Genomic DNA, 22,477 nt, shown 5'->3' on the forward strand with positions numbered 1-22,477 from the left:
CGCACCCGGGACGGGACGAGCCCCGGTCGATCCGTGACGGATCGACCGGGGCTCATCGGGTGGAACAGGTGGATCAGGACAGGTCGAACCGGTCCAGCTCCATCACCTTGGTCCAGGCGGCGACGAAGTCGGTCACGAACTTCTCCCGCGCGTCCTCGCTGGCGTAGACCTCGGCGAGCGCCCGCAGCTGCGAGTTCGAGCCGAAGATGAGGTCGACCGCGGTGGCGGTCCACTTCACCTGGTCGGTGGCCAGGTCCCGGATCTCGTAGACGTGCTCGTCGGACTCCGACGCCTTCCACCGGGTGCCCGGGGAGAGCAGGTTGGCGAAGAAGTCGTTGGTCAGCACGCCCGGCCGGTCGGTGAGCACGCCGTGCGACGCGCCGCCGACGTTGTTGCCGAGGGCGCGCAGACCGCCGACGAGGACGGTCATCTCCGGCGCGGTCAGGTTGAGCATGTACGCGCGGTCGACGAGCAGCACCTCCGGCTCGGTCTTCTCGCCCGGCCGCAGGTAGTTGCGGAAGCCGTCGGCGCGCGGCTCCATCACCCGGAACGACTCGACGTCGGTCTGCTCCTGGCTGGCGTCGGTGCGACCCGGCCGGAACGGCACGGTCACCTCGACACCGGCGTCCCGCGCCGCCTTCTCGACCGCGGCCGAGCCGGCCAGCACGATCAGGTCGGCGAGCGAGATCCGGGCGCCACCGGCGTCGTTGAACTCCCGCTGGATGCCCTCCAGGGTCTCCAGCACGCCGGCGAGCTGCTCGGGCTGGTTGACCTCCCAGTTGCGCTGCGGCTCCAACCGGATCCGCGCGCCGTTGGCGCCGCCACGCTTGTCGGTGGAGCGGTAGCTCGCGGCCGACGCCCAGGCGGTGGAGACGAGCTGGGCGGTGGTGAGGCCGGAGTCGAGGATCTTCGCCTTGAGCGCGGCGACGTCGGCGTCACCGACCAGCTCGTGCTCGGCGGCCGGCACCGGGTCCTGCCACAGCTGGGCCTCCGGCACCCACGGGCCGAGGAAGCGGCTGACCGGACCCATGTCGCGGTGCAGCAGCTTGTACCAGGCCTTCGCGAACGCCAACGCGAACTCGTCCGGGTGCTCCAGGAAGCGGCGCGAGATCTTCTCGTACGCCGGGTCGAGGCGCAGCGACAGGTCGGTCGTCAGCATCGTCGGCTTGTGCTTCCGCGACGGGTCGTGGGCGTCCGGGATGATCGCCTCGGCGTCCTTGGCGACCCACTGCTTCGCCCCGCCCGGGCTGGTGGTCAGCTCCCACTCGTAGCCGAACAGGATCTCGAAGAAGCGGTTGCTCCACTCGGTCGGCCGGTCGGTCCAGGTCACCTCGAGACCGCTGGTGATCGTGTCCCCGCCCTTGCCGCTGCCGTGGGTGCTCAGCCAGCCGAGACCCTGATTCTCCAGCGGGGCGCCCTCCGGCTCCGGGCCGACGTGGTCGTCGGCGACGCCGGCGCCGTGGGTCTTGCCGAACGTGTGGCCGCCGGCGATGAGGGCGACGGTCTCCTCGTCGTTCATCGCCATCCGGCGGAAGGTCTCCCGGATGAAGTGCGCCGCCGCCAGCGGGTCCGCGTTGCCGCGGGGGCCCTCCGGGTTGACGTAGATGAGGCCCATCTCGGTCGCGCCGACCACGGCCGTCATCTCCCGCTCGGAGGCGTAGCGCTCGTCGCCGAGCCAGGCGTCCTCCGGGCCCCAGAAGATCTCCTCGGGCTCCCAGACGTCCTCGCGGCCGAAGCCGAAGCCGAAGGTCTTGAAGCCCATCGACTCCAGCGCGACGTTGCCGGCCAGCACCAGCAGGTCGGCCCAGGAGACCTTCTGGCCGTACTTCTGCTTGACCGGCCAGAGCAGCCGGCGGGCCTTGTCCAGGTTGGCGTTGTCCGGCCAGCTGTTCAGCGGGGCGAAGCGCTGACCGCCGTCGCCGGCGCCGCCGCGGCCGTCCTCGATCCGGTAGGTGCCGGCGGCGTGCCAGCTCATCCGGATCATCAGGCCGCCGTAGTGGCCGAAGTCGGCCGGCCACCACTCCTGGGAGGTGGTGAGCACCTGGGTGATGTCGCGCTTGAGGGCCTCGACGTCGAGCTTGGCGAACTCCCGGGCGTAGCTGAAGTCGGCCCCCAGCGGGTTGCCCTTGGACGAGTGGGCGTGCAGCACCGACAGGTCGAGCTGGTTGGGCCACCAGTCGCGGTTGGTGCGCGGACGACCGCCGGTCTTCGGAGTCGGTGAGTCGATCGCCGGGTTCTCGCTCTCACTGCCCTGCGCGGTCACGGAGTCGTGCGCGACCGGGCAGCCGGCCGCCTCCTTGGCGTCCACGCCCTGGGCGCTGACGGGCCGGTTGTCCTGGGTGTCGCTCATCTGTTTCCTTCCGAACTGGCGGATCACTGGCCGAACTGGCGGATCAGTGGGCGGTGCGGTCGGTCGCGCAGTCGGGGCAGGTGCCCCAGTAGACGACCTCCGCCTCGTCGACCACGAAGCCGTGGTCGTCGGAGGCGGTGAGGCAGGGGGCGTGACCGACGGCGCACTCCACGTCGGCGATCGCGCCGCACGAGCGGCAGACGATGTGGTGGTGGTTGTCCCCCACCCGTGACTCGTAACGAGCGACGGCGCCGGCCGGCTGGATGCGGCGCACCAGGCCGGCGTCGGTGAGCGCCCGGAGCACATCGTAGACCGCCTGGTGGGAGACCGTGGGCTGGTCCGCCCGGACCAGCGCGATCACGGTGTCGGTGTCGACGTGCGGATGGTCCCGCAGGGCGGCGAGCACCGCCAGGCGGGGCCGGGTCACGCGCAACGAGACCGCCCGCAACTGGGTCTCGAAGTCGGACGTCATGCCATGAACACTAGTCCAGTGTTCTGGAATGAATCAAGTTTCTGTCCGGGTGTGTCCGCCGGCACACGCGAAGGTGGGGGCGCCGCCAGCGCGGCACCCCCACCCGAAGAGATCAGCTCAGCCGGCCGAGCAACTCGCCGTCGGCGTGTTGCTGTTGCCGTTCTTGTACAGCGTGATGCCGAAGTTGTTGCCGTTGCCGTTCGGGCGCGCCGTGAGCGTGCCGCTGGTGCCGCTCACCGACGCGTTCCAGCTGTTCTGGAGCGTCTGGCCACCCTGGGTCTGGATGTTCACCACCCAGTTGCTGCTGCCGCTGACCGAGAACGTCACGTTGAACCGGTCGCCCCACTCCTCGGCCCGGCTGACGCTGACCGTGCAGCCGCCGCCGTTGGGCGGCGGGGTGGTCGGGCCCGAGGTCGGGTTCGGGCTGGAGCCGCCGATGGTGATGTTGGAGTTTCCGCTGCTCTGGTAGCCCTCGGTGGCCAGGATCTGGTAGTCGTGGTTGCCAAGGTTCATGCCGAGCCGGGACCAGGCGCTGAAGTGGTTGCCCGCGGAGATGGTGCCGCCGACCCGCTTCGACTGCCGGACGCTCCAGTACTGGTAGAAGGTCCGGGTGCCCTCGATCGACGGCGCGTTGACCCGCTGGGTGCGGTAGATGTCGTACGTGCCGCCATCCGAGCTGACCGAGCCCATGTAGCCGCTGCCCGGCGGGCGCCAGCTACCCCAACTGTCGACGATGTAGTACTCGATGAGGGGGTTGTGGGTCCAGCCGTACAAAGTGAGGTAGGCGTTGCCGGACGGGTTGAAGCTACCGGAGTACGTGACGTTGCGCGCGGAGCCGGGGTTCCAGCCCTTGCCGGCCACGAAGTTGTTGATGCCGCTCCACTGGGTGCTGTACTGACCGCCGTTCCCCATGGTCATGGAGACGTTGCCACTGTCCTTCCAGAAGGAATAGAAGTAGCCGTTGTTGGTGCCGGTCGAGTTCGACGTGACGGTCGTGTCGGCGTAGGCGGGACCGGACAGGGCCGCAGTGGTGCCGGCGGCGACGAGCGCCACGGCGCAGGCTCCGCCGAGGAGCATCCTGAGGCGTCCGCGCATGCGGCTGCCCGAGCGGACGGGGGCGTCGTTCATGGGCGAGTTTCCTCCCTGTGGTGGCTGGCGCGCGGCCTGTGTCATAGAGGTAGGTCGATGGCCAGTATTGGAGGCGCCGTTCATTGTGTCAACAACTTCCGGAAACATCATGGAAACCGGTAGCGGCACGGCAGTGCCGCCGAAAACACGTAAGCGCTGCTGGATGGCACAGGGAAGCGCTTCGACACCCGGCTTTCCGCTTCAAGGTCCACCTGATGACACATGCCACCGGAATCGGCGACCGAAACTTTCGAAATCTTTCCGGACCAGAGATCAGGACATCGAATGATCATCGAGAACATCGGGTTCACCGCCGGGGCGCACTGCGAGACCACCACGCTCGGCGTGCTGACGCGCCACGTGGGCGTCGAGGCGTCCGAGCCGATGCTGTTCGGCCTCGGCGAGGGGCTGGGCTTCGTCTACTGGGACGCCAAGGCCATGGACCTGCCGTTCCTCGGCGGCCGCACCAGGCCGATGTGCGTCACCCGGGCCGCGGCCGGGCACCTCGGCCTGGAGCTGCGGGTGCGGGAGACCACCTCGGTCCGCAAGGCCTGGCAGGACGTCGTCGCCGTGCTCGACGCCGGGCACCCGGTCGGACTGCAACTGGACTCCTACCACCTCGACTACTTCACCACGAAGGTCCACTTCGGCGGCCACACCGTGGCGATGTACGGCTACGACGACACCCACGCCCTCCTGGTCGACACCGCCCAGCAGGGCGGCGCCGTGACGACCACGCTGGCCAGCCTGGAACGGGCCCGCAGCGAGCGCGGTCCGATGACCGCGCGCAACCTCTCGTACACCCTCTCCGCCCCCGGCGGTCGGCCCGACCTCGACGTGGCCGTGCGGGCGGCGGTGCGGGCCAACGCCGACGCGTTCCTGAACCCGCCCATCGCGAACCTCGGCCACCGCGGCATCGCCACGGCGGCCCGGCGGATCACCGGGTGGCTCGACCGCGCCGCCGACCCGGCCCGCGACCTCCCGCTGGCCGCGACGCTGATGGAACGCGGCGGCACCGGCGGCGCGCTGTTCCGCGCCCTGTACCGCGATTTCCTGGCCGAGGCGGCCACCGTGGTCGATGACGAGGCCGTGCGGCGGGCGCACCGGGAGTACGCCGACATCGTGCCCCGCTGGACCGAGGTGGCCCGGCACCTCGCCGCCGCCGGGGAGACCGGCGACGCCGCGCACCTCGCCCGCGCCTCGACGGTCCTCACCGACCTGGCCGAGCGGGAGCGCGACGCGATGCGGACGCTGGCCACCGTCGAGGCCGGCTGATCGGCGCGTCGACACCGAACCCAGCCGCCGGGCCGTCAACCCGGCGGCGCGCCGCACCTGTCCGCGCGTACGCCGGCGAGCATGTCGGCGGTGGTGTGCGCCCGGACGTCGGGGGCCGGCGCGCCGCCGGCGTGCCGGGCGACGACCGCCCGGACGTGGCGCTCGGCGGGCCCGGCGAGTCCGTCGTAGACGGCCTCGAACAGGTCCCGGGCCGACTGCCGGGGCCAGCCGTCCGGCAGGAGTTCCAGCGGCAGTTGCGGGTCGAGCGTCGGGAACCGCCGGTACGTGTCCATCACCTCGGTGCGCGTGCGCACCGCCGCCGGGCCGTCGACGGACCCGGTCCGCGACGCCAGTGGGGTCCAGCGGCGCAGGAACTCCTCGTACTGCCGGCTGATCGCGACGATGTCCCAGGCCTCGACGGGGGCACGCTCGCCGATCACGTCCAGCGCCGCGTGCCGGCCCCGGAAGACCGTGACGGCGCCCCGGGTGTGCCGGGCCAGCCGCGACCGGGCCGGCGGGGTCAGCTCGTACGGCGAGATCCACAGTCCGTCGTACAACGGCGCGAAGCCGAGCCAGCGGAGCTGTCCGCGCAACGCACGCCGCTGCGCGGCCCGCTCCTGCGGAAGCGAGAACGCGACGACCGTCCAGCACCCGTCCCACGGCTTTCCGTCAGTGGTGGAGGTGAGGATCCAGTGTGCGCCGGCGGAGAGGTCGGCGGCGGCGGCGCGGCTGAGCCGGTAGGAGCTGTTCCGGCCCTGCTGGCTGCGCTCCAGCACACCCCGGCGGGCCAGCCGGCTGATCGCGGTCCGGGCGCCGGCGCTCGTCACCCCGGCCTCGGCGAGCAGCGCCACGATGGCGGCGGACGGCAGCGTGGCCCGGGTGGTCAGGGTGTAGTCCGCCAGGAGCGTCACCGCGACGCCCTGCGGCGAGGGGCCGGCCTGGCGCCGAGGCAGGCGGACCGAGCTCTCCCCGTCGTCGGGATAGATCTCCTCGATGTCGAACGCGCTGGCCACGGGCACTCCGGACTCGCCTCGGGAACGGTGCCTCGACTGTAGACGGAGATCGTCACGGACACGTATCGCGAGGCATCGATTGACACTTCCCGGCCCGACGGGAACACTATCTGCTACCCGACACGGAGCCGGGCAGGGCGCACCACCCACCACCTCAACCTGCACAGGTGATCGAAGGAGTCTCCGTGAAACTCAGAGGCAAGATGCTGCTCGCCGCCGCCGCGACGCTGGCCGCGGCCGGACTGGTGGTCCCCACCGTCCAACCCGCCTACGCGGCGTCGCTGACCGAGGTGACCAGCTTCGGCGACAACCCGGGGCGGATGCGCATGCACGTCTACGTCCCGGACAACCGGCCGGCCCGACCGGCGACCGTGGTGGCCATGCACGGCTGCGGCGGGTCCGGTCCGGGCTTCTACTCCGGCAGCGAGTTCGCCTCGCTGGCCGACCGGTACGGGTACATCGTGATCTACCCGAGCGCGACCCAGCAGGCCGGCTTCGGCAACTGCTTCGACACCTGGTCCGACGCCGCCAAGCGCCGCGGCGGCGGCAGCGACCCGGTGTCGATCGTCTCGATGGTCCGCTACGTCCAGCAGCAGTACGGCGCCGACCCCGATCGGGTCTACGCCACCGGCAGTTCGTCCGGCGGCATGATGACCAACCACATGCTGGCGCTCTACCCCGACGTGTTCAAGGCCGGCGCGGCGTTCATGGGCGTGCCGTACAACTGCTTCGCGAACGCGGCGGACTACCCGCCCGGCAGCAGCCAGTGCACCGGCGGCAACATGAACCGGACCCCGCAGCAGTGGGGTGACGCGGTCCGCCAGGCCTACCCCGGCTACACCGGCCCCCGGCCCCGGGTGCAGCTCTGGCACGGCACCGCCGACAACCTGGTGCCGTACTCGCTGCTCCAGGAGACCATCGAGCAGTGGACGAACGTGTTCGGCCTCAGCCAGACGCCCACCTCCACGGACACGCCGCAGGCCAACTGGAACCGGCGTCGCTACGCCGACGCCAACGGCACCGTCCAGGTCGAGGCGTACAGCATCCAGGGCGCCGGGCACAGCCTGCCCTCCGGGGGCATGGCCGCGGTCGCGATCGCATTCTTCGGCCTGACCAGCACGCCGAGCCCGACCACGTCGCCGACCACCTCGCCGACGCCGACCAGCTCACCGACCCCGACCCCGACGCCGACCACCTCACCCACCCCGACCCCGACCCCGACCACGCCGCCGCCGGGCTCGGGCGCCTGCCGGGTCAGCGTCGACGTCAACGCCTGGAACTCCGGGCTGACGGAGAACATCACCATCACCAACACCGGGTCCGCCGCCGTGAACGGCTGGGCCCTGGCGTTCACGCTGCCCGGCGGTCAGGCCATCACCTCCGGTTGGAACGCCTCCTACTCCCCCGCCTCCGGGCAGGTGACCGCCCGCAACGTCGCCTACAACGCCGCCATCCCCGCGAACGGATCGCTCACCATCGGATTCCAGGCCACCCACACCGGCAACACCGGCAAGCCCGCTTCCTTCGCCCTCAACGGCGCGGCCTGCACCCTCGCCTGACCGGGGCGCGCCTGTTTCCCGGAACGAGTGGTCATCCGGGGCCGGATGGCCACTCGTTCCGGGAACGCGCACGCGGGGACGCGCGGAACGGGGGTGGGCGGGAGGTCACGGGAGGGGGGCGCCTCGGGCGACCGTCCAGAGGTCGTACCACTCCTCGCGGGTCAGCTCCGGGTCGCGCCGGACGGCGTCCCGGCAGGCCCGGATACGGGTCGGGTCGGCGGTGCCGATCACCGGGGCGACCCGCGCCGGGTGCCGCTGGATCCACCACAGCACGATCGCCTCCGGCGTCGTCCCCCTGGCGTCGGCGAGCGCGGCGACCCGCTCGGCCGTCTCCCGGTCGGCCGGCGTCCGCGCGGCGCCGGTGAAGCGCCCACGGGCCAGCGGCCCCCAGGCCTGCAGGCCGATCCGGTGCGCCCGGCAGTGCTCAAGCGTGCCGAGCGGGAAATTCGTCCCGGTGGCCTCCGCCGTGTTCACCAGCACGCCGGCCTCGACCCAGTCGCGCCGGGCCAGGCTCATCTCCAACTGGTTGGCGACCAGCGGCACGTCCAGGGACGCCTGGAGGTGGGCGATCTGCGCCGCCGCCATGTTCGACACGCCGAACTGCCGCACCAGGCCCTGCCGGTGCAGCGTGGTCAGCGCCTCGGCCACCTCGTCCGGTTCGGCGAGCGGGTCCGGCCGGTGCAGCAGCAGGACGTCGAGCACGTCGGTCCGCAGCCGGGTCAGGCTCTGCTCGACGCTGTGCACGATGTGCGCCCCGCGCAGGTCGTACCGGCCCGGCCCGTCGTCGCCGGCCAGGTGGATGCCGCACTTCGTCTGCAGCACCACACGCGAGCGGAGTTCCGGCGCGCGGGCCAGGACCTCGCCGAAGACCGCCTCCGACTTGCCGTTGCGGTAGATGTCCGCGTGGTCGAACGCGGTGACGCCGATCTCCAGGGCGGCCTGGACCGCCGCCTCGGCCGCCGCGATCTCCGGTGCGCCGTACGGCTCGGCGTCCCAGCCGCCGCCCAGCCCCATGCAGCCGTAGATCAGTCGGTGGTCACGGATGTCGGCGCTCGCCGGGGAAACGTGCTGGTCGTCGGCCATGACACGTGGATAGCACAGGACCGGGCCGGCGGCGCGGCGAGGCCGTGGACCGTACTTTTGACCGGTCCGTCCGGCCCGGGAGTTTCCTAGCCTGGTGGCATGACCGAGACGCGTCGACCGGCCAGCCTCCTGCCCGATCTCGGCCTCGCCGTGGTGCTCGCCCTCGGCCTGGCGGTCACCGCCGTCATGATCGCGAACAGCTGGGGCGCCGCGTACACCATCCTCAACGGCGTGGTCGGCGCGATCGTCTGCGGCCTGGCCCTGCTGCGACGCCGGGACCCGGTGCGGGCGGCGGCGGCCGGCCTCGGCGTGGCCGCCGTGGCCGTCCTGATCTCCTTCGTCGCGGACCTGCCGCAGGAGCCCGGCCCGATCACCGGGCTGGCGCTGGCCGTGCTGGTCGGCTCCGCGATCCGCACCCGGCCGGTGCGCCCGGCCGCCGTCGTCGCCGGCGCGGGCCTGCTGGTGATCGCCGGCAGCCTGCTCACGTCGCTGGACAACCAGCACGGCCGCACCGCGGTGACGGTGCTCGACACGCTGTGCTGGCTGGCCGCCGTCGCGGTCGGCCTCGCGTTGCGGCGGGCCGACGCCCGCGCCCGGGCCGCCACCGAGACGGTACGCCGCAACGAGCGCCTGGAACTGGCCCGTGAGCTGCACGACGTGGTCACCCACCACGTCACCGGCGTCGTCGTGCAGGCCCAGGCCGCGCAACTGGTCGGCGCGAAGCAACCCGGGAAGCTGCCGGAGATGCTGGCCGGGATCGAGCTGGCCGGCGCCGACGCGCTGGCCGCCATGCGCCGGGTGGTCGGGCTGCTGCGGGACGCCGACGACGCGGCGCCCGCCTCGCCCGGGCCGGAGCAGCTCACCGACCTGGTGACCCGCTTCGGCCGGCACGGCCCACCGGTGCGCCTGCGGCTGCCCGAGGGCGACCAGGGGTGGCCGCCGGAGGTGACCACCACGGTCCACCGCATCGTGCAGGAGGCGCTGACGAACGTGTCCCGCCACGCCCCGCACGCCGGGTCGGTCACCGTCACCGTCGACCAGGGCCCGGACGAGGTGTCCGTGGAGGTGGTGGACGACGGGCCGCCGACACCGGCCCGGGCCGGCCAGCGAAGCGGCTACGGCCTGGTGGGGATGCGCGAGCGGGTACGGACGCTCGGCGGCACACTACGGGCCGGCCCCCGCGACGGGCGAGGCTGGTCCGTCCGGGCCACCCTCCCCCTCCCGGGCCGGACGCCGCTCCCGGGCCGGACGCCGCGATGAGCATCCGGGTGCTGGTCGCCGACGACCAGGCCATGGTCCGGGGCGGGCTACGGCTCATCCTGGAGGACCAGCCCGACATCACCGTGGTGGGCGAGGCGTCCGACGGCGTCGAGGCGGTCGCCGAGGCCCGCCGGCTGCGCCCGGACGTCTGCCTGGTCGACATCCGGATGCCCCGCCTCGACGGGATCGAGGTGACCCGGGCGCTGGCCGGCCCGGGCCCGCCGGGCCCGCTGCGGGTCATCGTGGTGACCACGTTCGACCTGGACGAGTACGTCTACGGCGCGCTGCGCAACGGCGCGGTCGGTTTCCTGCTCAAGGACGCCGGGCCGGCCCTGCTGGTCGAGGCGGTCCGCGCCGCGCACAACGGCGACGCGCTGGTCTCGCCGTCGGTGACGTTGCGACTGCTCCGGCACGTCGCCGCGACGACCCGGCCGGCGCCGGGCCGGCACGCGCACCGGCTCTCCGCCAGGGAGGTCGAGGTGGTCCGGGCGATCGCGCGTGGGCGCACCAACCGGGAGATCGCGGCCGAGCTGTTCATCTCGCTGAGCACGGTGAAGAGTCACCTCTCCGGCATCCAGAGCAAGCTGGGCGCCCGCAACCGGGTCGAGGTCGCCGCCTGGGCCTGGGAGAACCGGGTGGTCGAGGGCGCCTGACTCAGTCCGCCGGCTCGACGATCGGGCGGCGGAACGGGCTCCAGCCGAGGAAACGCTGATACATCTGCTGCGGGCTCGGGCCGTCGTGCGGGTTCAGGTGGTAGAAGTCGCGCATCGCCTCGAAGAGCAGGCCGGCCAGGTAGATGGTGAGCGCGGCGAGGTTGCGGTCGTACTCGGCCTTGAGCGCGAGCCGGGCGTGCGGGCAGGGCCACGGCGCGCCGTCGGCCCGGCACGCCCACGACGGGCGCAGCGGCGTGTGCGGCACGGCCGTCCCGTAGCCGCGTGGCCGGTCGGGCTCCGGGCCGGGGCCGGGCATCGGCAGTCTCGTCGTGATCACGGAACCTCCTCGGGTCTGGCGGCGTGGACCGGGCTCCGCACCGGTGACAGTGTGGTGAGGAACCGACTACTGTCGACACATGCTCGGCGCGTCCGCGCAGCTCAGGCGGGTGGTTGGGCAGCCGTGGGCGGCCTGCCGCGGTGATCGGGCGACGGTTGGGGAGACGATGGGGAGCGCGACGGCCTACGTGCTGGGTGAGCTGCGCCTGTTCCGGGCGTCGGTGGAGCTGAGCCAGGAGGAGTTCGGCCGGCGGATCGGCTATTCGGGGTCGCACGTCAGCTCGGTGGAGACCGGCGGGCGCGCGCCGACCCGGGACTACACGAAGGCGATCGACGAGCGGTTCGCGACCGGCGGGCGGTTCGAGCGGATGTTGCGCGCGCTCGCCACGCTCGACGCCGACCCGGTGTGGCTGCGGGAGTGGATCGAGGTGGAGCGGGAGGCGGCCACGCTGCGCTGGTTCGAGCTGTCCTACCTGCCCGGCCTGCTCCAGACCGAGCGGTACGCCCGCGCGACCCTGGCCGGCGGCCGGTTCACCCCGGAGGAGTCCGACCGCATCGTGACGAGCCGACTGGGCCGGCAGGCGATCCTGACCGGGCCGCGCCCGCCGCAGCTCATCGCCGTCGTCGACGAGTCGGTGCTCCGCCGGCCGGTGCTCGACGCGCCGGGCCTGATGGCGGAGCAGTTCGACCGCCTGGTGGAGCTGGCCGTGCTGGAACACGTCCAGGTGCACGTGGTGCCGGTCGACGCCGGCATGTACCTGGGCCTGGCCGGGCAGTTCATCATCGCCGAACTGCCCGACGGCAGCCGGGTGATCCACGCGGACAACCAGCTCACCGCGCAGATCGTCGACGCGCCGGCCGACGTTGCTAGGCTCGCCAGGACGTGGGAGATCGTGCGCAACGAGGCGCTCCCCCGCCGGCAGTCCCTCAAGCTGATCAAGGAAGTGGCGAAGTCATGGAACTGACCACCCCTCAGTGGCGGAAGTCGACCCGGTCCGGCGGCAACGGTGGCTCCTGTGTGGAGGTCGCGGACAACCTGCCGGGCGTCGTACTGGTCCGCGACACCAAGGACCGCGACGGCGGCACCCTGCACGTCGACGCCGCGTCCTGGCGGTCCTTCGTGGACCTGGCCAAGCGGATCGGTCCCACCGGCTGACCGCCGGCTCAGGCTAGGGCGTCACCGGGGGTCGCACGCCGAGCCACTGCTCGGCGTCCCAGGCGTGGAACCGCTCCACCTCGGTGAACCCCAGCTTCGCCGCGAGGCGCATCGAGTCGGCGTTCGCCGACTGGGTGGTGAGCACCACCGGCTCGCCGGGCAGGACGCGGTCGAACCACTCGAGCACCGCCACGCACGCCTCCGTCGCGTACCCGAAACCCCACGCGTGCGGCAGGAACAGGTAACCGAGATCGGCCTTCCCCACCGCCGCCGGACGGCGATGCCCGGTGGCGCGCCGGAGCAGGACCCGGCCGATCATCGCCCCGTCGAGGTCGACGACGAAACTCCCCGGCCACTGCCCGGGCACCTCGGGCAGCTCCCGCTCCAGCTCGTCGCGCGACCGGGGGCCGCCGAGGTAGGCGTGCGCCTCCGGCGACGCCAGCAACTCGACGAACGCCGACCGGTCCCGCGCCTCGGGCGCCCGGAGCACCAGTCGCTCGGTGCGGATCGGTGCGGGCGGCCAGGCGACGGGTCCGATTCCGGTCATGCCGACCATCCAAGCAACGCCCGAGGTCCCCGCGCCAGGCGACCCGATCAGCGTGGCGGCGCCGCACCTCTGAGCCATCAGCGTCATCACGTTTCTAGCCTCTCGGACCACCTCTCCTCCCATCCCGGACTCCCGGGCCCGTTCGCACGAGGGTGTCGAGCCGAGGCGGAAACCGCGCGGCGATCCGGCAACGCGTCCGCGTCGGCCTGGACCCCAGCGAGCATCCGCTCGAACGTGCCGTCAAGGGCCCACCTGCGGAAACGGGTGTAGATCGACTGCCACGACCCGTAGCGGGCGGGCACGTCACGCCACGCCGCCCCGGCCCGGCCCGGCCCGGCCCGGATCTTCCACACGATCCCATTGAGCACCCGCCGGTCATCGACTCGAGGCCGACCACCGGTCACCGCCGACGGCAGGTACCTCGACAGCGCTTCCCACCCGACCTCAGACAACTCGTAGCGACGACCCACGCGCTACATCATCCGACACGAAGATTTTCTAAAGACACTGTCTAGGCTGAGATCCGCTCGGTTGCTCGGGCCACGCACCCGCCCGCTACTCCCAGAACCGGCGAATGCGAATACGAATGTTAGTCCGATTCAGATAGATAGAATTGGGCTATTGTCCTGATTCACCCTCATTGGAACACGTGACGTGATGTGGTGGTCAGCGCGCTACATCGGCGCCATGCAGCCGTATCACGCAGGACGCCACTCGCTGGACGCCTCCTGCGAGTAGTACCCACGGAGGGTGTTCTGTGACAGCTCAACCCAAACATCGGCTACGGCGGCGGGTGGTCCTGCCGGCGCTCGCGGCTGGCGCAGCCGCCACAGTGGCAGCCAGCCTGCTGCTCTTCAGCTCGACCGCCGCCAACGCCCAGGAAGCACCGGTCAACCTCGGGACGGCGGCCGACTTCTCCGTCCTGGCCGGGGCGGAGCCCACCAACACCGGCCCCAGCTTCCTGGCCCAGAGCCTCGGGCGGTTCCCCGGAAACACCGCGTCCGGCTTCGGCACGGCAACCATCGGCGGCGAGGTGCACCTCGGCGACGCGGTCGCCCTACAGGCTCAGAGCGACCTGACCATCGCCTTCAACGATGCCGCCGGCCGGACCCCGTTCACCAACCTCCCGGCGGAGCTGGGTGGCAACACGCTCAACGAAGGGGTCTACCGGATCGGGGCGGCCCAACTGACCGGACCCTTGACGCTCAACGGCCAGGGCGACCCGTCGGCCGTGTTCATCTTCCAGGTGGACTCCTCGCTGACCACGGCGTCAAACAGCAGCGTCGTCCTGATCAACGGGGCGTCGGCCTGCAACGTGTTCTGGAAGATCGGCAGCTCGGCGACGATCGGCACTGGCACCACCTTCGTGGGCACCATCATGGCTCAGGCCGCGATCACGATGGCCACCGGCGCGACCCTCCAGGGCCGCGCGCTGGCGCGCACCGCCGCCGTCACCCTCGACACCAACGTCATCACCGCACCGATCTGCGCCGGGCCGACGGGCCCGCCCGGACCCACCGGCCCGCCCGGCCCGTCCGGCCCGCCTGGCAGCCCGGGAGCACCCGGCAGCCCCGGCGCGCCCGGCAGCCCGGGAGCACCCGGCAGCCCCGGCGCGCCTGGCAGCCCGGGAGCACCCGGCAGCCCTGGCGCGCCCGGCAGCCCGGGAGCACCCGGCAGCCCGGGAGCACCCGGCAGCCCGGGAGCACCCGGCAGCCCGGGAGCACCCGGTAGTCCGGGAGCACCTGGAGCCCCTGGCGCACCCGGTAGTCCGGGAGCCCCCGGAGCGCCCGGCAGCCCCGGCGCACCTGGTCCGTCCGGACCCCCCGGAGCGCCCGGAGCGCCCGGCGCACCCGGCAGCCCCGGCGCGCCGGGCAGCCCCGGCGCACCCGGCAAACCTGGTGGTGGCGGCAAGCAACCTATCCTGCCGGTCACCGGCGGCGGCGTGGTCCCGGCCATGACCGGCGTCGGAAGTGTGATGGTCGTCCTGGGCGCGGTCGTGTTCTTCCTCGCCCGACGTCGACGCCTGGAGTCCTGATCGTGGCCCGGCCGGTGTGATCCCGGCCGGGCCACCTCACGTCGTGGGGGCCCCCCCCCCCCGGGGGGGGGGGGGCCCCGGGGGGGCCGCGGGGGGGGGGGGGGGGGGGCCCCCCCCGGGGGGGGCCCCCGCCCGGCCCCCCCCCCGGGGGGCGCCCCCCCCCCGGGGGGGGGGGCCCCCACGACGTATTCGCCATGGAGGGTCAGCCGGTGAGCCCCAGCTCGCGCATGACGTCGTCCTCGCACTCGTGCGAGAGGTAGAGCAGGATCTGTGGCCGGTCGCCGTCGCAGCGCACCACGTGGGTCTGTGCGAACCGCGCGCTGCCGGCCTTGCCCTGCGGCGGCGTGAAGTCCAACGTCCACTCGGTCGGTACGAGGACGTACCCCGGTGCGAGATCGAGAACGTCCAGGACCGTCACCTGGGCTCCGGTCAGACCAAACTGCTCGGTCATCGCCGTGTGGCGTTCGTCGAGAGCGGCCCGGTACCCGACGTCGTTGATGACGGCCGCCGCCCCGCCCGGGTCACCCTCGATGTACGTCTCGGCGTAGCTCGCGGCCACGGCACCGTTGTCGCCGGCCTCGACGGCCCGCGCGCAGCCGTGCAGGAAGGCGATGATCTGGTCGCGTACCGGTGTCTCCGTCGACTTCATCCTCGGTCCTCTCAGTTCCGCGGCCGTCAGTAGGCGAGGATCCGCCCGTCCTCACCGACGGGGCAGCCCGCTCAGCCAGACGTCCAGCTCCGCCGGGGAGCGCAGCGACACCACGGGCGGCGCGGACGGATCGGTCTGCCAGGCCCGCATCCGCCGGCGGCCCCGCCGCTACGACAAGACCGCGACCTCGTTCCGGGCCATCGTCACTATCGCCGCGCTACTCCAATGGTGGTAAACCTTTGAAGACACGGCTTAGCTCGGGCGACGCTGGATGCGGCGGAACGCGACCGCCGCCAGCAGCGCGGCCAGCAGCAGATAGAGAGCCGACTCCAACCACTGGAACGACCAGTACCGGCCGACCGGCTGGTAGGCGACGTCCACATGCAGGTCCTGGTCGGCCAGGCACGTCGCGGTGTCACCGAACGGCCCCTCCGCCGCGCCGGACCTCGGCGGGTCGGTGAAGCACCTGTCGAAGACCTTCGCGTCGAGCGACTCGCCGGTGCGGGTACGCAACTCGCTGACCTCGGTGACCCAGGCGTCCGGCACGGCCAGGCCCCGCACCACCGGCGCGCCGGTGATGCTGCCCAGACCGCGCGCCTGGTTGATCGCCGACGCCGTCATCGGCAGCGCCACGTGCTGCGCCGGCAGCAGGTGCGGCCGGACCAGGTTCGGCACCAGGAACTGGAGGACCACGAAGACCAGCGCGGTCAGCGCCATGGCCGGCACGGTACGGCGCACCAGCAGCCCGATCAGCACGCCGAGCACGACCGCGAGCGCCGCGTACGCCACCGGGGCGAGGTTGCGGGCGCCGAACAGGACCGTGCTGAACCGGTTGTCCGCCACCCGGTCGACCGGGCTCATCGCCCAGGTCACCAGCCCGGCGGCGACGCCCGTCACGGCCATCGCGGTCAGCCCGACCACGGCCAGCTTGACGGCGAGCCAGCGGCGCCGGGTCACGCTCTGGTTCCAGACCAGCCGCTGGGTGCCGGCCTCCAACTCCCGGGCCACCAGCGGCGCGCCCCAGAACATGCCGAGCAGGCCGGGCACCGGCCCGAGCAGCGCGGCCAGATAGAGCGAGGTGTTCTCGTAGTCGACCGCGAGCTGGCCCAGCCGGGGGCAGTCGGGCAAGCCGGCGCACTGGGCCCGGTAGCTGTCGTAGGCGTCCCGAACGTCCAGGCCGAGATGTACGACGTAGGCGGCGAACAGCGCCAACGCCACCACGCCGACCAGGGCCGGCACCCGGAACTGTCGCCAGGTGGTCCAGATCATCGGTCGCCCTCCCCCGCCGCCCGGGTCAGGTAGCTCAGCACCAGCTCCTCCAGCCCGACCGGCTCCACCGGCCACGGCAGGCGCGGCAGCGGACCGTCGACCCGCACCACGGCGTGGCTGTGCCCCTCGGTGTGCCGCGTCGACAGCACCTCGACCCCGGCCGGCAGCCGGTCCAGCTCGCCGCGCGGGGCGACCAGGCGGTGGTGCCGGGCCAGCAGGTCGGCCACGTCACCGGCGACCTGGACCCGGGACGCGCCCAGCACCACGAGGTGGTCGCAGACCCGTGCCACGTCGCCGAGCAGGTGCGAGGAGAGGATCGCACTGGCGCCCAGCTCGGCCACCACCTCCATCAGGTGGCCCAGGAAACCGTCGCGGGCCAGCGGGTCCAGCGCGGCGGCCGGCTCGTCGAGGATCAGCAACTCGGGGCGCTTGGCCACGGCGACGGTCAGCGCCAACTGCGCCCGCTGCCCGCCGGAGAGCCGGCCCGCCCGCTGCCCCGGATCGAGCCCCACCCGGGCGATCCGCCGCTCGGCCAACGCCCGGTCCCAGGACGGGTTCAGCCTCGCGCCCATCCGCAGGTGGTCGGCGACCGAGAAGCCGGCGTACACCGGGGTGTCCTGGGCGACGAACCCGACCCGGGCCAGGTGCGCGGCGTCCGCCGCGGGCGCGGAGCCGAGCACCCGCAGCGTGCCGGCCGTCGGCGTGGTCAGCCCGCAGGCGAGGTTCAGCAGGGTGGACTTGCCGGCGCCGTTCGGGCCGACCAGGCCGACCATCCGGCCCCGGGGCAGGTCGAGGTCGCAGTCGGACAGGGCCGGCCGGCGGCCGTACCGTTTGGTCAGGCCCCGGGCCTGGAGCGCGAGATCGGTTTGTGGCATGGCCTCGATCCTGCGGATCGGGGCCGGCGCCGGCATCGGCCCGAAGGAGGGCCGGCCGGCGCGACCGCCGTACTTCTGGCCGGTTTCGCGGTCAGGTCGACGTGGAGAGGGTGGTGACCAGCACGACGCCACCGCAGCAGAGCGGCAGGATGACCGCCAGCGCGACAAGCATGATGCTGTAGTTCGACCACATGCCGAACCGCGTCACGTCAGCGCCGTGGCCGTCGTGCACCCGGTTGCGCCAGCCGCCGAAGCGGAACGACAGGTGGTGCGCGGCGCCCGGCTGGGCCACCACCGACGTGGTGACGATCGGCACGCCCAGGAAGTCGGTGTACCGGACGTCGTGCGGGCCGGCCGGGACCGCGATGTGCCAGGTGCCCTCGCCGGGGATCGGCACCGACTGCCGGTCGATCTTGAAGCGGCTGGTGGTCGGCACCGGCACCAGGTAGGGCCCGCGGTTCACCGAGACGACGAGCACCGCGTAGCCCGGCGGCGGCGCGATCGGATGGGGATACGCGACGAGCGGCGTGACACCGCCGGGCATGGGCGGGTACGGCTGCGGGGGGAGGTAGGACACGGCTGCCGATTCTGGCATGGCCGCGCACGCCGCCGGATCGGGAATCCGGTCAGGGCGCTCCGGCGCCGGCAGGGATGCTGCCGCGAACGTGCGTGTCGTACCTGGTCGAGGCGGTGATGCAGGCCATGGCCGCTACCGTGTCCAGATGGCCATGTCCTCGCATCTCGCCCGGCTGCGGGCCTTGATCGGCCACGACTTGATCCAGATGCCGTCGGTGTCGGTCATCGTCGTCGACGATCACGCACGGCTCCTGCTGGTGCGCCATGCCGGGCTTCGGGACGGGTGGGCGGTGCCCGGTGGCGCGGTCGACATCGGCGAATCCCCGGTCGATGCCGCCAGGCGTGAGATCCGCGAGGAGATCGGCATCCGGATCAGCGAGCCGCGGCTGCTGGACGTGCTCGGCGGCGCGGACTACGAGGTGACCTACCCCAACGGCGATCGGGTCGCCTACGTCACCGCCGTCTACCGGGCGGGTGTCGCGGACGGGACGCCGGCCCCCGACCATGACGAGATCAGCGAGCTGGGCTGGTTCGCCCCGCCGCAGCTCCCCGAGGTCAGCCTCAACCGGTTCACCCGGGCGCTGCTGCGGACCACCGGCCACCTGGCCGGGTGACGGCGACGACCACCCCGGGCCCAACCGTCATCGGCCCATTCTGACCCACCTCATGCGTAGGGTCGGGGCATGGTCACCGTAGCCGACGTCCGCGCGCTGGCGCGGACGCTGCCGCGCAGCAGTGAGCACCTGATCCGGGACCGCGTGAAGTTCCGGGTCGGCGCCATCGTGTACGTCGCGTTCTCCCGCGACGAGACGACGATGGGCTTCGGGTATCCGAAGGAGGAGCGCGAGGGGCTCATCACCAGCGACCCGGATCTGTTCTTCCTGCCCGGTGCATCCGACCAACGCTTCAACTGGGTGTGCTGCCACCTCGCGCGGCTCGACCACGGATACATGACCGAATTGGTGACGGAGGCGTGGCGCCTGGTCGTGCCCAAGTTCCTCGCTCGGCAGCGTCTCGGCGGCTGACCGGGCTCGAGGGCCTACCGTCGTCCGTCGTGGACGGCGGTGAAGTTGTGCTCACGACGCGGCCGTCGGTGCCCCGTCGCGACGATGCGGCTGGCCAGGACCAGCCAGAGAACGAACAAGTGCCGGCAGGTCGCCATGCACGAGGGGAAGGCCGCCGAGCTCGTGGATCTCGACCCACGCCATGTCGTCGTGCTCGTCGGGCGCACAGTTGGTCGGAGAACCGACCCAGTCTCCGACGTGCCAGACGCACAGGTGAACGGCGTTCTCCCCGCTGCCGGCGCGCAGGTCGCCCAACCGTGACGAGGAGTCCGCCACGATCCGCACACCGAGTTCCTCGTGCATCTCACGCGCGAGCGCCTGCAGCTCCGACTCACCCGGGTCGACGTGCCCTCCGGGCAGATCCCAGAGATCCGGATAGGCCTGGCGGGTCGGGCTGCGGTGTACGAGCAGGACCGCGCCGTTCTCCACGAGTGCGCCGGTGACCACGAGATGCATGCCGGGATTGGAGCACGGGGATGCGACAAGCCCGCGGCAGGAGATGACGCAGGCAACTCACGCCATCCCGCTCGTCATCCAGCGCGCGATGCCGGCCAGCACGTCCGCGCTGGCGGAGGGGGCGAGCACGGCCAGTTCGGCGCGGGCGCGCTCGGCGTGCTCCACCATCCGCCGGCGGGCTCCCTCGATCGCGTCGACGTCGTGGAGCAGGGCGGCGACCCACTCGACGTCGCCGGGACCCGCGCCCCGCCGGTGCAGCACCGCCATCAGCTCGACCCGGTCGGTGTCGGTGGCCGCGTCGTACGCCAGCAGCAGTGGCAGCGTGGGGCGGCCGTTGTTCAGGTCGCTGGTGGCCGGCTTACCGGTCTGTTCCGGGGTGGCGACGTAGGACAGCAGGTCGTCGCGGATCTGGAACGCGATGCCGACGTGCTCGCCGTAGCGGGCGAGCGCGGACGCCACGGCCGGCTCCGCGCCGCCGAGCAACGCGCCGATGTGGCACGCCGCGCGGAACAGCGACCCGGTCTTGAGGCGGATCATCTCCGGATACCAGCGGGCGCCCGCGTCGAGGTCACCGACGAGCCCCGCCTCGATCGACTGGCCCCGGCACAGGTCCTGCCCCGCCTCGGCCAGCGCGGTGATCGCGGCGACCGCGTGGCCCGGTGGCACCGCGGCGTCGCCCTCCATGATGGACCGGAAGGCGGTGAAGATGAGGTGGTCGCCGGCGACGATGGCGTCCGGGATGCCGAACGCGACCGGGACCGCCGGACGGCCGCGGCGCAGCGTGTCGGCGTCGATGATGTCGTCGTGCACGAGCGTCGCGACGTGGAGGTATTCCGTCCCGAGCGCGGCGGCGAGCACGTCCCGGGGGGACCCGCCCACCGCCTCCGCGGCGTGCAGCGTCATCATCGGGCGGAGCAGCTTGCCGGCCGGCAGCAGCGCGTACCGGACGATCGCGGTTAGCTGGTCGGTGGTCTCCGGCCAGCGGCGGCCGAGTTCGGCGTGCAGCAGCCGTCCCGATTCGCTTCGGGCGAGGTCGTCGATGAAGGGCGGGTATCGCGTGAAGCCAGCAACCGTCATGACGCGTCGGCCCTTTCGCGAAGGCTCGGCTAGTCGCCAGGCGCGACGTTACCGGCCGGGATTCCCGCGAACAACATCGATAAACGCACCGATCCATGGTCGCTGGCCAATGCGATGACGATATTCTTCGGCAAAGTGGCCGATGGGCAGTCAAATGCACCAATGATCAGGCGCACCGCCGGGTAAGGGACGCGAACTCCATCAGCGTGAGCCCGTCCGTGCCGTGCCCCCAGGCCAGGGGCGCGGTGCCGGCTCCCGGCCCGGCGATCGGAACGGGGACCCGCGCCTGGGCCGTCTGCGCCAACACCGGCCTGTCGGAGGAACCCGCATCGCCGCGTGTCAACGTCATTCCGGACCACTACGCTGCGTCCATGCGGGACACCGTACGGGTCTGGGTGGTTCCGGTCGACGCGTCACCGGCGGAGCTGTCCCGCTGCCACGCGGTGCTCGACCCGGCCGAGCGTTCCCGTGCCGCGGCGCTCGGCACCGCGGCGCTGCGCGACCGGTTCACGGTCGCGCACGGCGCGCTGCGCGTCCTCGCCGGCCGGGAGGCTGGCGTCGCGCCGCAGGCGCTCGTCTGGCGTCCCGGCCGGTACGGCCGGCCGGCGCTGACCGGACCGCACGCCGGGCGGCACACCAGCCTCTCCTACTCCGGTGGCCTCGTCGCGGTGGCGCTCGGCGTGGGCCGCCCGGTCGGGGTGGACATCCAGCACCATCCGCCGGGCCGGGATCCGGTGTCCCTGGCGGGGCGCTTCTTCCATCCCGAGGAGGCGCGGCACGTCGCCGACGGGGCCGACGCCGGGCAGCGGGCCGACCGGTGCACCCGGCTGTGGGTACGAAAGGAGGCGGCGGTCAAGTCGGCCGGGGCCCGGCTCTGGCCCCACCTGGCCGTGCCGGTGCACGCGGGCGACGTCGTGGAGTGCGCCGACCCGCCCGGCGCGCACCGCCTCGCCGACGTGGCGACGCCGCCCGGCTACCGGATGGCGGTAGCCCGGGCCGGCGACGCCCCGTACGTGGTCGAGTTCCATTCGTCGACACTCGCCGATGTCCTTGCCCTGATGGCTCCATCCTGGAGCGCATGCTCCGGCCGGCCACGCCGATCACCGAGCAGACCCAGCTGATGGACGGGCTGGGTCTCAGCTCGCGCAGCGCCAACCGCAACGCGGCGGCGGCCCGGGCACCGCTTTGCGCGGTTCGTTCCCGCCGGACCACCCGACGCGCTGCCGGCCGATACCGTGAGTTCACGTCATCGACCCTGCGAGGTGCCGGCATGAGCGACCCGTCCACCGCCTCGATCGTCTCCACCCCGCCCGCCACCATGCCCACCGAGGCCGGGTCCGGCGCGCCCACCGACGCCGGCGTGCCGGAGAGCGCCAAGCAGCAGAAGCCCCGCGGCCTGCTCAGTGACGCCTGGCTCGACCTGCGGCGCAAGCCGCTGTTCTGGATCTCGGCGGCGTTCATCCTGCTCTTCCTCGTGATGGCCGCGTTCCCCTCGCTGTTCACCTCCGGCGACGCGGTCAACGGCGCGCTGGAGCGCAGCCGGGTCGAGCCGTCCTCCTCGGCCTGGTTCGGCTACGACGTGCAGGGCCGCGACGTCTACTCCCGGACCATCTACGGCGCCCGCGCGTCGATCGTGGTGGCCGT

24 protein-coding genes and 1 pseudogene are annotated in these 22,477 nt (G+C 72.5%); 11 read left to right on the forward strand and 14 right to left on the reverse strand.

The window, feature by feature from the left end; genetic code table 11:
* Positions 1–73: 73 nt before the first annotated feature.
* The 3 genes from katG to ACGFI2_RS06360 form a co-directional block, all read right to left on the reverse strand.
* On the reverse strand, positions 74–2,350 hold the full coding sequence (katG, locus tag ACGFI2_RS06350) for a catalase/peroxidase HPI (protein WP_393511533.1): 2,277 nt from the start codon (positions 2,348–2,350) through the stop codon (positions 74–76).
* A gap of 43 nt (positions 2,351–2,393) precedes the next feature.
* Complete coding sequence (locus ACGFI2_RS06355; protein WP_091055349.1) at positions 2,394–2,822, reverse strand: Fur family transcriptional regulator; 429 nt, start codon at positions 2,820–2,822, stop codon at positions 2,394–2,396.
* 117 nt (positions 2,823–2,939) lie between these two features.
* On the reverse strand, positions 2,940–3,950 hold the full coding sequence (locus ACGFI2_RS06360) for a glycoside hydrolase family 11 protein (protein WP_393511537.1): 1,011 nt from the start codon (positions 3,948–3,950) through the stop codon (positions 2,940–2,942).
* A gap of 285 nt (positions 3,951–4,235) precedes the next feature.
* On the opposite strand from ACGFI2_RS06360, the gene ACGFI2_RS06365 reads away from it, so the two are divergent.
* Positions 4,236–5,225, forward strand: a complete 990-nt coding sequence (locus ACGFI2_RS06365; RefSeq protein ID WP_393511540.1) for a BtrH N-terminal domain-containing protein — start codon at positions 4,236–4,238, stop codon at positions 5,223–5,225.
* 35 nt (positions 5,226–5,260) lie between these two features.
* Here the strand turns inward: ACGFI2_RS06365 and ACGFI2_RS06370 are convergent, their stop codons facing one another.
* Positions 5,261–6,238 carry a PaaX family transcriptional regulator C-terminal domain-containing protein gene (locus tag ACGFI2_RS06370; RefSeq protein WP_393511543.1) on the reverse strand — a complete coding sequence of 326 codons (978 nt, stop codon included), beginning with the start codon at positions 6,236–6,238 and terminating at the stop codon, positions 5,261–5,263.
* 185 nt (positions 6,239–6,423) lie between these two features.
* Between ACGFI2_RS06370 and ACGFI2_RS06375 the strand changes: the two genes are divergently transcribed.
* A complete protein-coding gene (locus ACGFI2_RS06375) occupies positions 6,424–7,797 on the forward strand; it encodes a PHB depolymerase family esterase (RefSeq protein ID WP_393511546.1) in 1,374 nt (457 codons plus the stop codon).
* A 105-nt stretch (positions 7,798–7,902) separates the two neighbouring features.
* Here ACGFI2_RS06375 and ACGFI2_RS06380 read toward each other — a convergent pair whose 3' ends face one another.
* Entirely contained in the window at positions 7,903–8,880 is a 978-nt protein-coding gene (locus tag ACGFI2_RS06380; protein WP_393511549.1) for an aldo/keto reductase family oxidoreductase, read from the reverse strand.
* Between the two features lie 99 nt (positions 8,881–8,979).
* On the opposite strand from ACGFI2_RS06380, the gene ACGFI2_RS06385 reads away from it, so the two are divergent.
* Entirely contained in the window at positions 8,980–10,140 is a 1,161-nt protein-coding gene (locus ACGFI2_RS06385; RefSeq protein WP_393511552.1) for a sensor histidine kinase, read from the forward strand.
* Positions 10,137–10,793, forward strand: coding sequence for a response regulator (locus ACGFI2_RS06390; RefSeq protein WP_393511555.1), 657 nt, complete (start codon positions 10,137–10,139; stop codon positions 10,791–10,793). Before ACGFI2_RS06385 ends, ACGFI2_RS06390 begins: the two co-directional genes overlap by 4 nt.
* Position 10,794: 1 nt before the next feature.
* Here the strand turns inward: ACGFI2_RS06390 and ACGFI2_RS06395 are convergent, their stop codons facing one another.
* Positions 10,795–11,109, reverse strand: coding sequence for a hypothetical protein (locus tag ACGFI2_RS06395; RefSeq protein ID WP_393511651.1), 315 nt, complete (start codon positions 11,107–11,109; stop codon positions 10,795–10,797).
* Positions 11,110–11,296: 187 nt separating this feature from the next.
* Here ACGFI2_RS06395 and ACGFI2_RS06400 point away from each other — a divergent pair, with 187 nt between their 5' ends.
* Together ACGFI2_RS06400 and ACGFI2_RS06405 are read left to right on the forward strand one after the other, a co-directional pair.
* Positions 11,297–12,094: a helix-turn-helix transcriptional regulator gene (locus ACGFI2_RS06400; RefSeq protein ID WP_393511558.1), complete on the forward strand. Its 798-nt coding sequence runs from the start codon at positions 11,297–11,299 to the stop codon at positions 12,092–12,094.
* On the forward strand, positions 12,085–12,285 hold the full coding sequence (locus ACGFI2_RS06405) for a DUF397 domain-containing protein (RefSeq protein ID WP_393511561.1): 201 nt from the start codon (positions 12,085–12,087) through the stop codon (positions 12,283–12,285). The genes ACGFI2_RS06400 and ACGFI2_RS06405 overlap by 10 nt, the downstream gene beginning before the upstream one ends.
* Positions 12,286–12,298: 13 nt before the next feature.
* Here the strand turns inward: ACGFI2_RS06405 and ACGFI2_RS06410 are convergent, their stop codons facing one another.
* Together ACGFI2_RS06410 and ACGFI2_RS06415 are read right to left on the reverse strand one after the other, a co-directional pair.
* The gene (locus ACGFI2_RS06410; protein ID WP_393511564.1) at positions 12,299–12,832 is read right to left on the reverse strand and encodes a GNAT family N-acetyltransferase; all 534 of its coding nucleotides are present in this window, start codon (positions 12,830–12,832) and stop codon (positions 12,299–12,301) included.
* 86 nt (positions 12,833–12,918) lie between these two features.
* Positions 12,919–13,302 (reverse strand): transposase, encoded by a 384-nt coding sequence (locus ACGFI2_RS06415; RefSeq protein ID WP_393511567.1) that lies wholly within the window; start codon positions 13,300–13,302, stop codon positions 12,919–12,921.
* Between the two features lie 362 nt (positions 13,303–13,664).
* Here ACGFI2_RS06415 and ACGFI2_RS06420 point away from each other — a divergent pair, with 362 nt between their 5' ends.
* Positions 13,665–14,867: an ice-binding family protein gene (locus ACGFI2_RS06420; RefSeq protein ID WP_393511570.1), complete on the forward strand. Its 1,203-nt coding sequence runs from the start codon at positions 13,665–13,667 to the stop codon at positions 14,865–14,867.
* 202 nt (positions 14,868–15,069) lie between these two features.
* Here ACGFI2_RS06420 and ACGFI2_RS06425 read toward each other — a convergent pair whose 3' ends face one another.
* The 4 genes from ACGFI2_RS06425 to ACGFI2_RS06440 all read right to left on the reverse strand — a co-directional run bounded on the left by ACGFI2_RS06425 (position 15,070) and on the right by ACGFI2_RS06440 (position 18,237).
* Positions 15,070–15,516 carry a hypothetical protein gene (locus tag ACGFI2_RS06425; protein WP_393511573.1) on the reverse strand — a complete coding sequence of 149 codons (447 nt, stop codon included), beginning with the start codon at positions 15,514–15,516 and terminating at the stop codon, positions 15,070–15,072.
* Between the two features lie 252 nt (positions 15,517–15,768).
* Entirely contained in the window at positions 15,769–16,785 is a 1,017-nt protein-coding gene (locus ACGFI2_RS06430) for an ABC transporter permease subunit (protein WP_393511576.1), read from the reverse strand.
* Complete coding sequence (locus tag ACGFI2_RS06435) at positions 16,782–17,660, reverse strand: ABC transporter ATP-binding protein (RefSeq protein ID WP_393511579.1); 879 nt, start codon at positions 17,658–17,660, stop codon at positions 16,782–16,784. The genes ACGFI2_RS06430 and ACGFI2_RS06435 overlap by 4 nt, the downstream gene beginning before the upstream one ends.
* Before the next feature lie 91 nt (positions 17,661–17,751).
* On the reverse strand, positions 17,752–18,237 hold the full coding sequence (locus tag ACGFI2_RS06440) for a hypothetical protein (RefSeq protein ID WP_393511582.1): 486 nt from the start codon (positions 18,235–18,237) through the stop codon (positions 17,752–17,754).
* A 145-nt stretch (positions 18,238–18,382) separates the two neighbouring features.
* On the opposite strand from ACGFI2_RS06440, the gene ACGFI2_RS06445 reads away from it, so the two are divergent.
* Entirely contained in the window at positions 18,383–18,850 is a 468-nt protein-coding gene (locus tag ACGFI2_RS06445; RefSeq protein ID WP_393511585.1) for an NUDIX domain-containing protein, read from the forward strand.
* A 69-nt stretch (positions 18,851–18,919) separates the two neighbouring features.
* Positions 18,920–19,261, forward strand: a complete 342-nt coding sequence (locus tag ACGFI2_RS06450; protein ID WP_393511588.1) for an MmcQ/YjbR family DNA-binding protein — start codon at positions 18,920–18,922, stop codon at positions 19,259–19,261.
* Positions 19,262–19,312: 51 nt separating this feature from the next.
* Here the strand turns inward: ACGFI2_RS06450 and ACGFI2_RS06455 are convergent, their stop codons facing one another.
* Both ACGFI2_RS06455 and ACGFI2_RS06460 read right to left on the reverse strand, forming a co-directional pair.
* Positions 19,313–19,756: an NUDIX domain-containing protein gene (locus ACGFI2_RS06455; RefSeq protein WP_393511591.1), complete on the reverse strand. Its 444-nt coding sequence runs from the start codon at positions 19,754–19,756 to the stop codon at positions 19,313–19,315.
* Positions 19,757–19,813: 57 nt separating this feature from the next.
* On the reverse strand, positions 19,814–20,833 hold the full coding sequence (locus ACGFI2_RS06460; RefSeq protein ID WP_393511594.1) for a polyprenyl synthetase family protein: 1,020 nt from the start codon (positions 20,831–20,833) through the stop codon (positions 19,814–19,816).
* A gap of 371 nt (positions 20,834–21,204) precedes the next feature.
* Here ACGFI2_RS06460 and ACGFI2_RS06465 point away from each other — a divergent pair, with 371 nt between their 5' ends.
* Positions 21,205–21,954, forward strand: coding sequence for a 4'-phosphopantetheinyl transferase family protein (locus ACGFI2_RS06465; protein WP_393511597.1), 750 nt, complete (start codon positions 21,205–21,207; stop codon positions 21,952–21,954).
* 149 nt (positions 21,955–22,103) lie between these two features.
* Positions 22,104–22,477 (forward strand): annotated as a pseudogene (locus ACGFI2_RS06470) (ABC transporter permease); the annotation flags it as partial.

Source organism: Micromonospora sp. NPDC049282 (genome assembly GCF_043197045.1).
Lineage (GTDB): Bacteria > Actinomycetota > Actinomycetes > Mycobacteriales > Micromonosporaceae > Micromonospora.

What these genes read in the sequence shown, in the direction of transcription:
- katG (WP_393511533.1), bottom strand. Translation starts at nt 2,350, where the DNA reads ATGAGCGACACCCAGGACAACCGGCCCGTCAGCGCCCAGGGCGTGGAC.
- ACGFI2_RS06355 (WP_091055349.1), bottom strand. Translation starts at nt 2,822, where the DNA reads ATGACGTCCGACTTCGAGACCCAGTTGCGGGCGGTCTCGTTGCGCGTG.
- ACGFI2_RS06360 (WP_393511537.1), bottom strand. Translation starts at nt 3,950, where the DNA reads ATGAACGACGCCCCCGTCCGCTCGGGCAGCCGCATGCGCGGACGCCTC.
- ACGFI2_RS06365 (WP_393511540.1), top strand. Translation starts at nt 4,236, where the DNA reads ATGATCATCGAGAACATCGGGTTCACCGCCGGGGCGCACTGCGAGACC.
- ACGFI2_RS06380 (WP_393511549.1), bottom strand. Translation starts at nt 8,880, where the DNA reads ATGGCCGACGACCAGCACGTTTCCCCGGCGAGCGCCGACATCCGTGAC.
- ACGFI2_RS06385 (WP_393511552.1), top strand. Translation starts at nt 8,980, where the DNA reads ATGACCGAGACGCGTCGACCGGCCAGCCTCCTGCCCGATCTCGGCCTC.
- ACGFI2_RS06390 (WP_393511555.1), top strand. Translation starts at nt 10,137, where the DNA reads ATGAGCATCCGGGTGCTGGTCGCCGACGACCAGGCCATGGTCCGGGGC.
- ACGFI2_RS06395 (WP_393511651.1), bottom strand. Translation starts at nt 11,109, where the DNA reads ATGCCCGGCCCCGGCCCGGAGCCCGACCGGCCACGCGGCTACGGGACG.
- ACGFI2_RS06400 (WP_393511558.1), top strand. Translation starts at nt 11,297, where the DNA reads ATGGGGAGCGCGACGGCCTACGTGCTGGGTGAGCTGCGCCTGTTCCGG.
- ACGFI2_RS06405 (WP_393511561.1), top strand. Translation starts at nt 12,085, where the DNA reads ATGGAACTGACCACCCCTCAGTGGCGGAAGTCGACCCGGTCCGGCGGC.
- ACGFI2_RS06410 (WP_393511564.1), bottom strand. Translation starts at nt 12,832, where the DNA reads ATGACCGGAATCGGACCCGTCGCCTGGCCGCCCGCACCGATCCGCACC.
- ACGFI2_RS06425 (WP_393511573.1), bottom strand. Translation starts at nt 15,516, where the DNA reads ATGAAGTCGACGGAGACACCGGTACGCGACCAGATCATCGCCTTCCTG.
- ACGFI2_RS06430 (WP_393511576.1), bottom strand. Translation starts at nt 16,785, where the DNA reads ATGATCTGGACCACCTGGCGACAGTTCCGGGTGCCGGCCCTGGTCGGC.
- ACGFI2_RS06435 (WP_393511579.1), bottom strand. Translation starts at nt 17,660, where the DNA reads ATGCCACAAACCGATCTCGCGCTCCAGGCCCGGGGCCTGACCAAACGG.
- ACGFI2_RS06445 (WP_393511585.1), top strand. Translation starts at nt 18,383, where the DNA reads ATGGCCATGTCCTCGCATCTCGCCCGGCTGCGGGCCTTGATCGGCCAC.
- ACGFI2_RS06450 (WP_393511588.1), top strand. Translation starts at nt 18,920, where the DNA reads ATGGTCACCGTAGCCGACGTCCGCGCGCTGGCGCGGACGCTGCCGCGC.
- ACGFI2_RS06455 (WP_393511591.1), bottom strand. Translation starts at nt 19,756, where the DNA reads ATGCATCTCGTGGTCACCGGCGCACTCGTGGAGAACGGCGCGGTCCTG.
- ACGFI2_RS06460 (WP_393511594.1), bottom strand. Translation starts at nt 20,833, where the DNA reads ATGACGGTTGCTGGCTTCACGCGATACCCGCCCTTCATCGACGACCTC.
- ACGFI2_RS06465 (WP_393511597.1), top strand. Translation starts at nt 21,205, where the DNA reads ATGCGGGACACCGTACGGGTCTGGGTGGTTCCGGTCGACGCGTCACCG.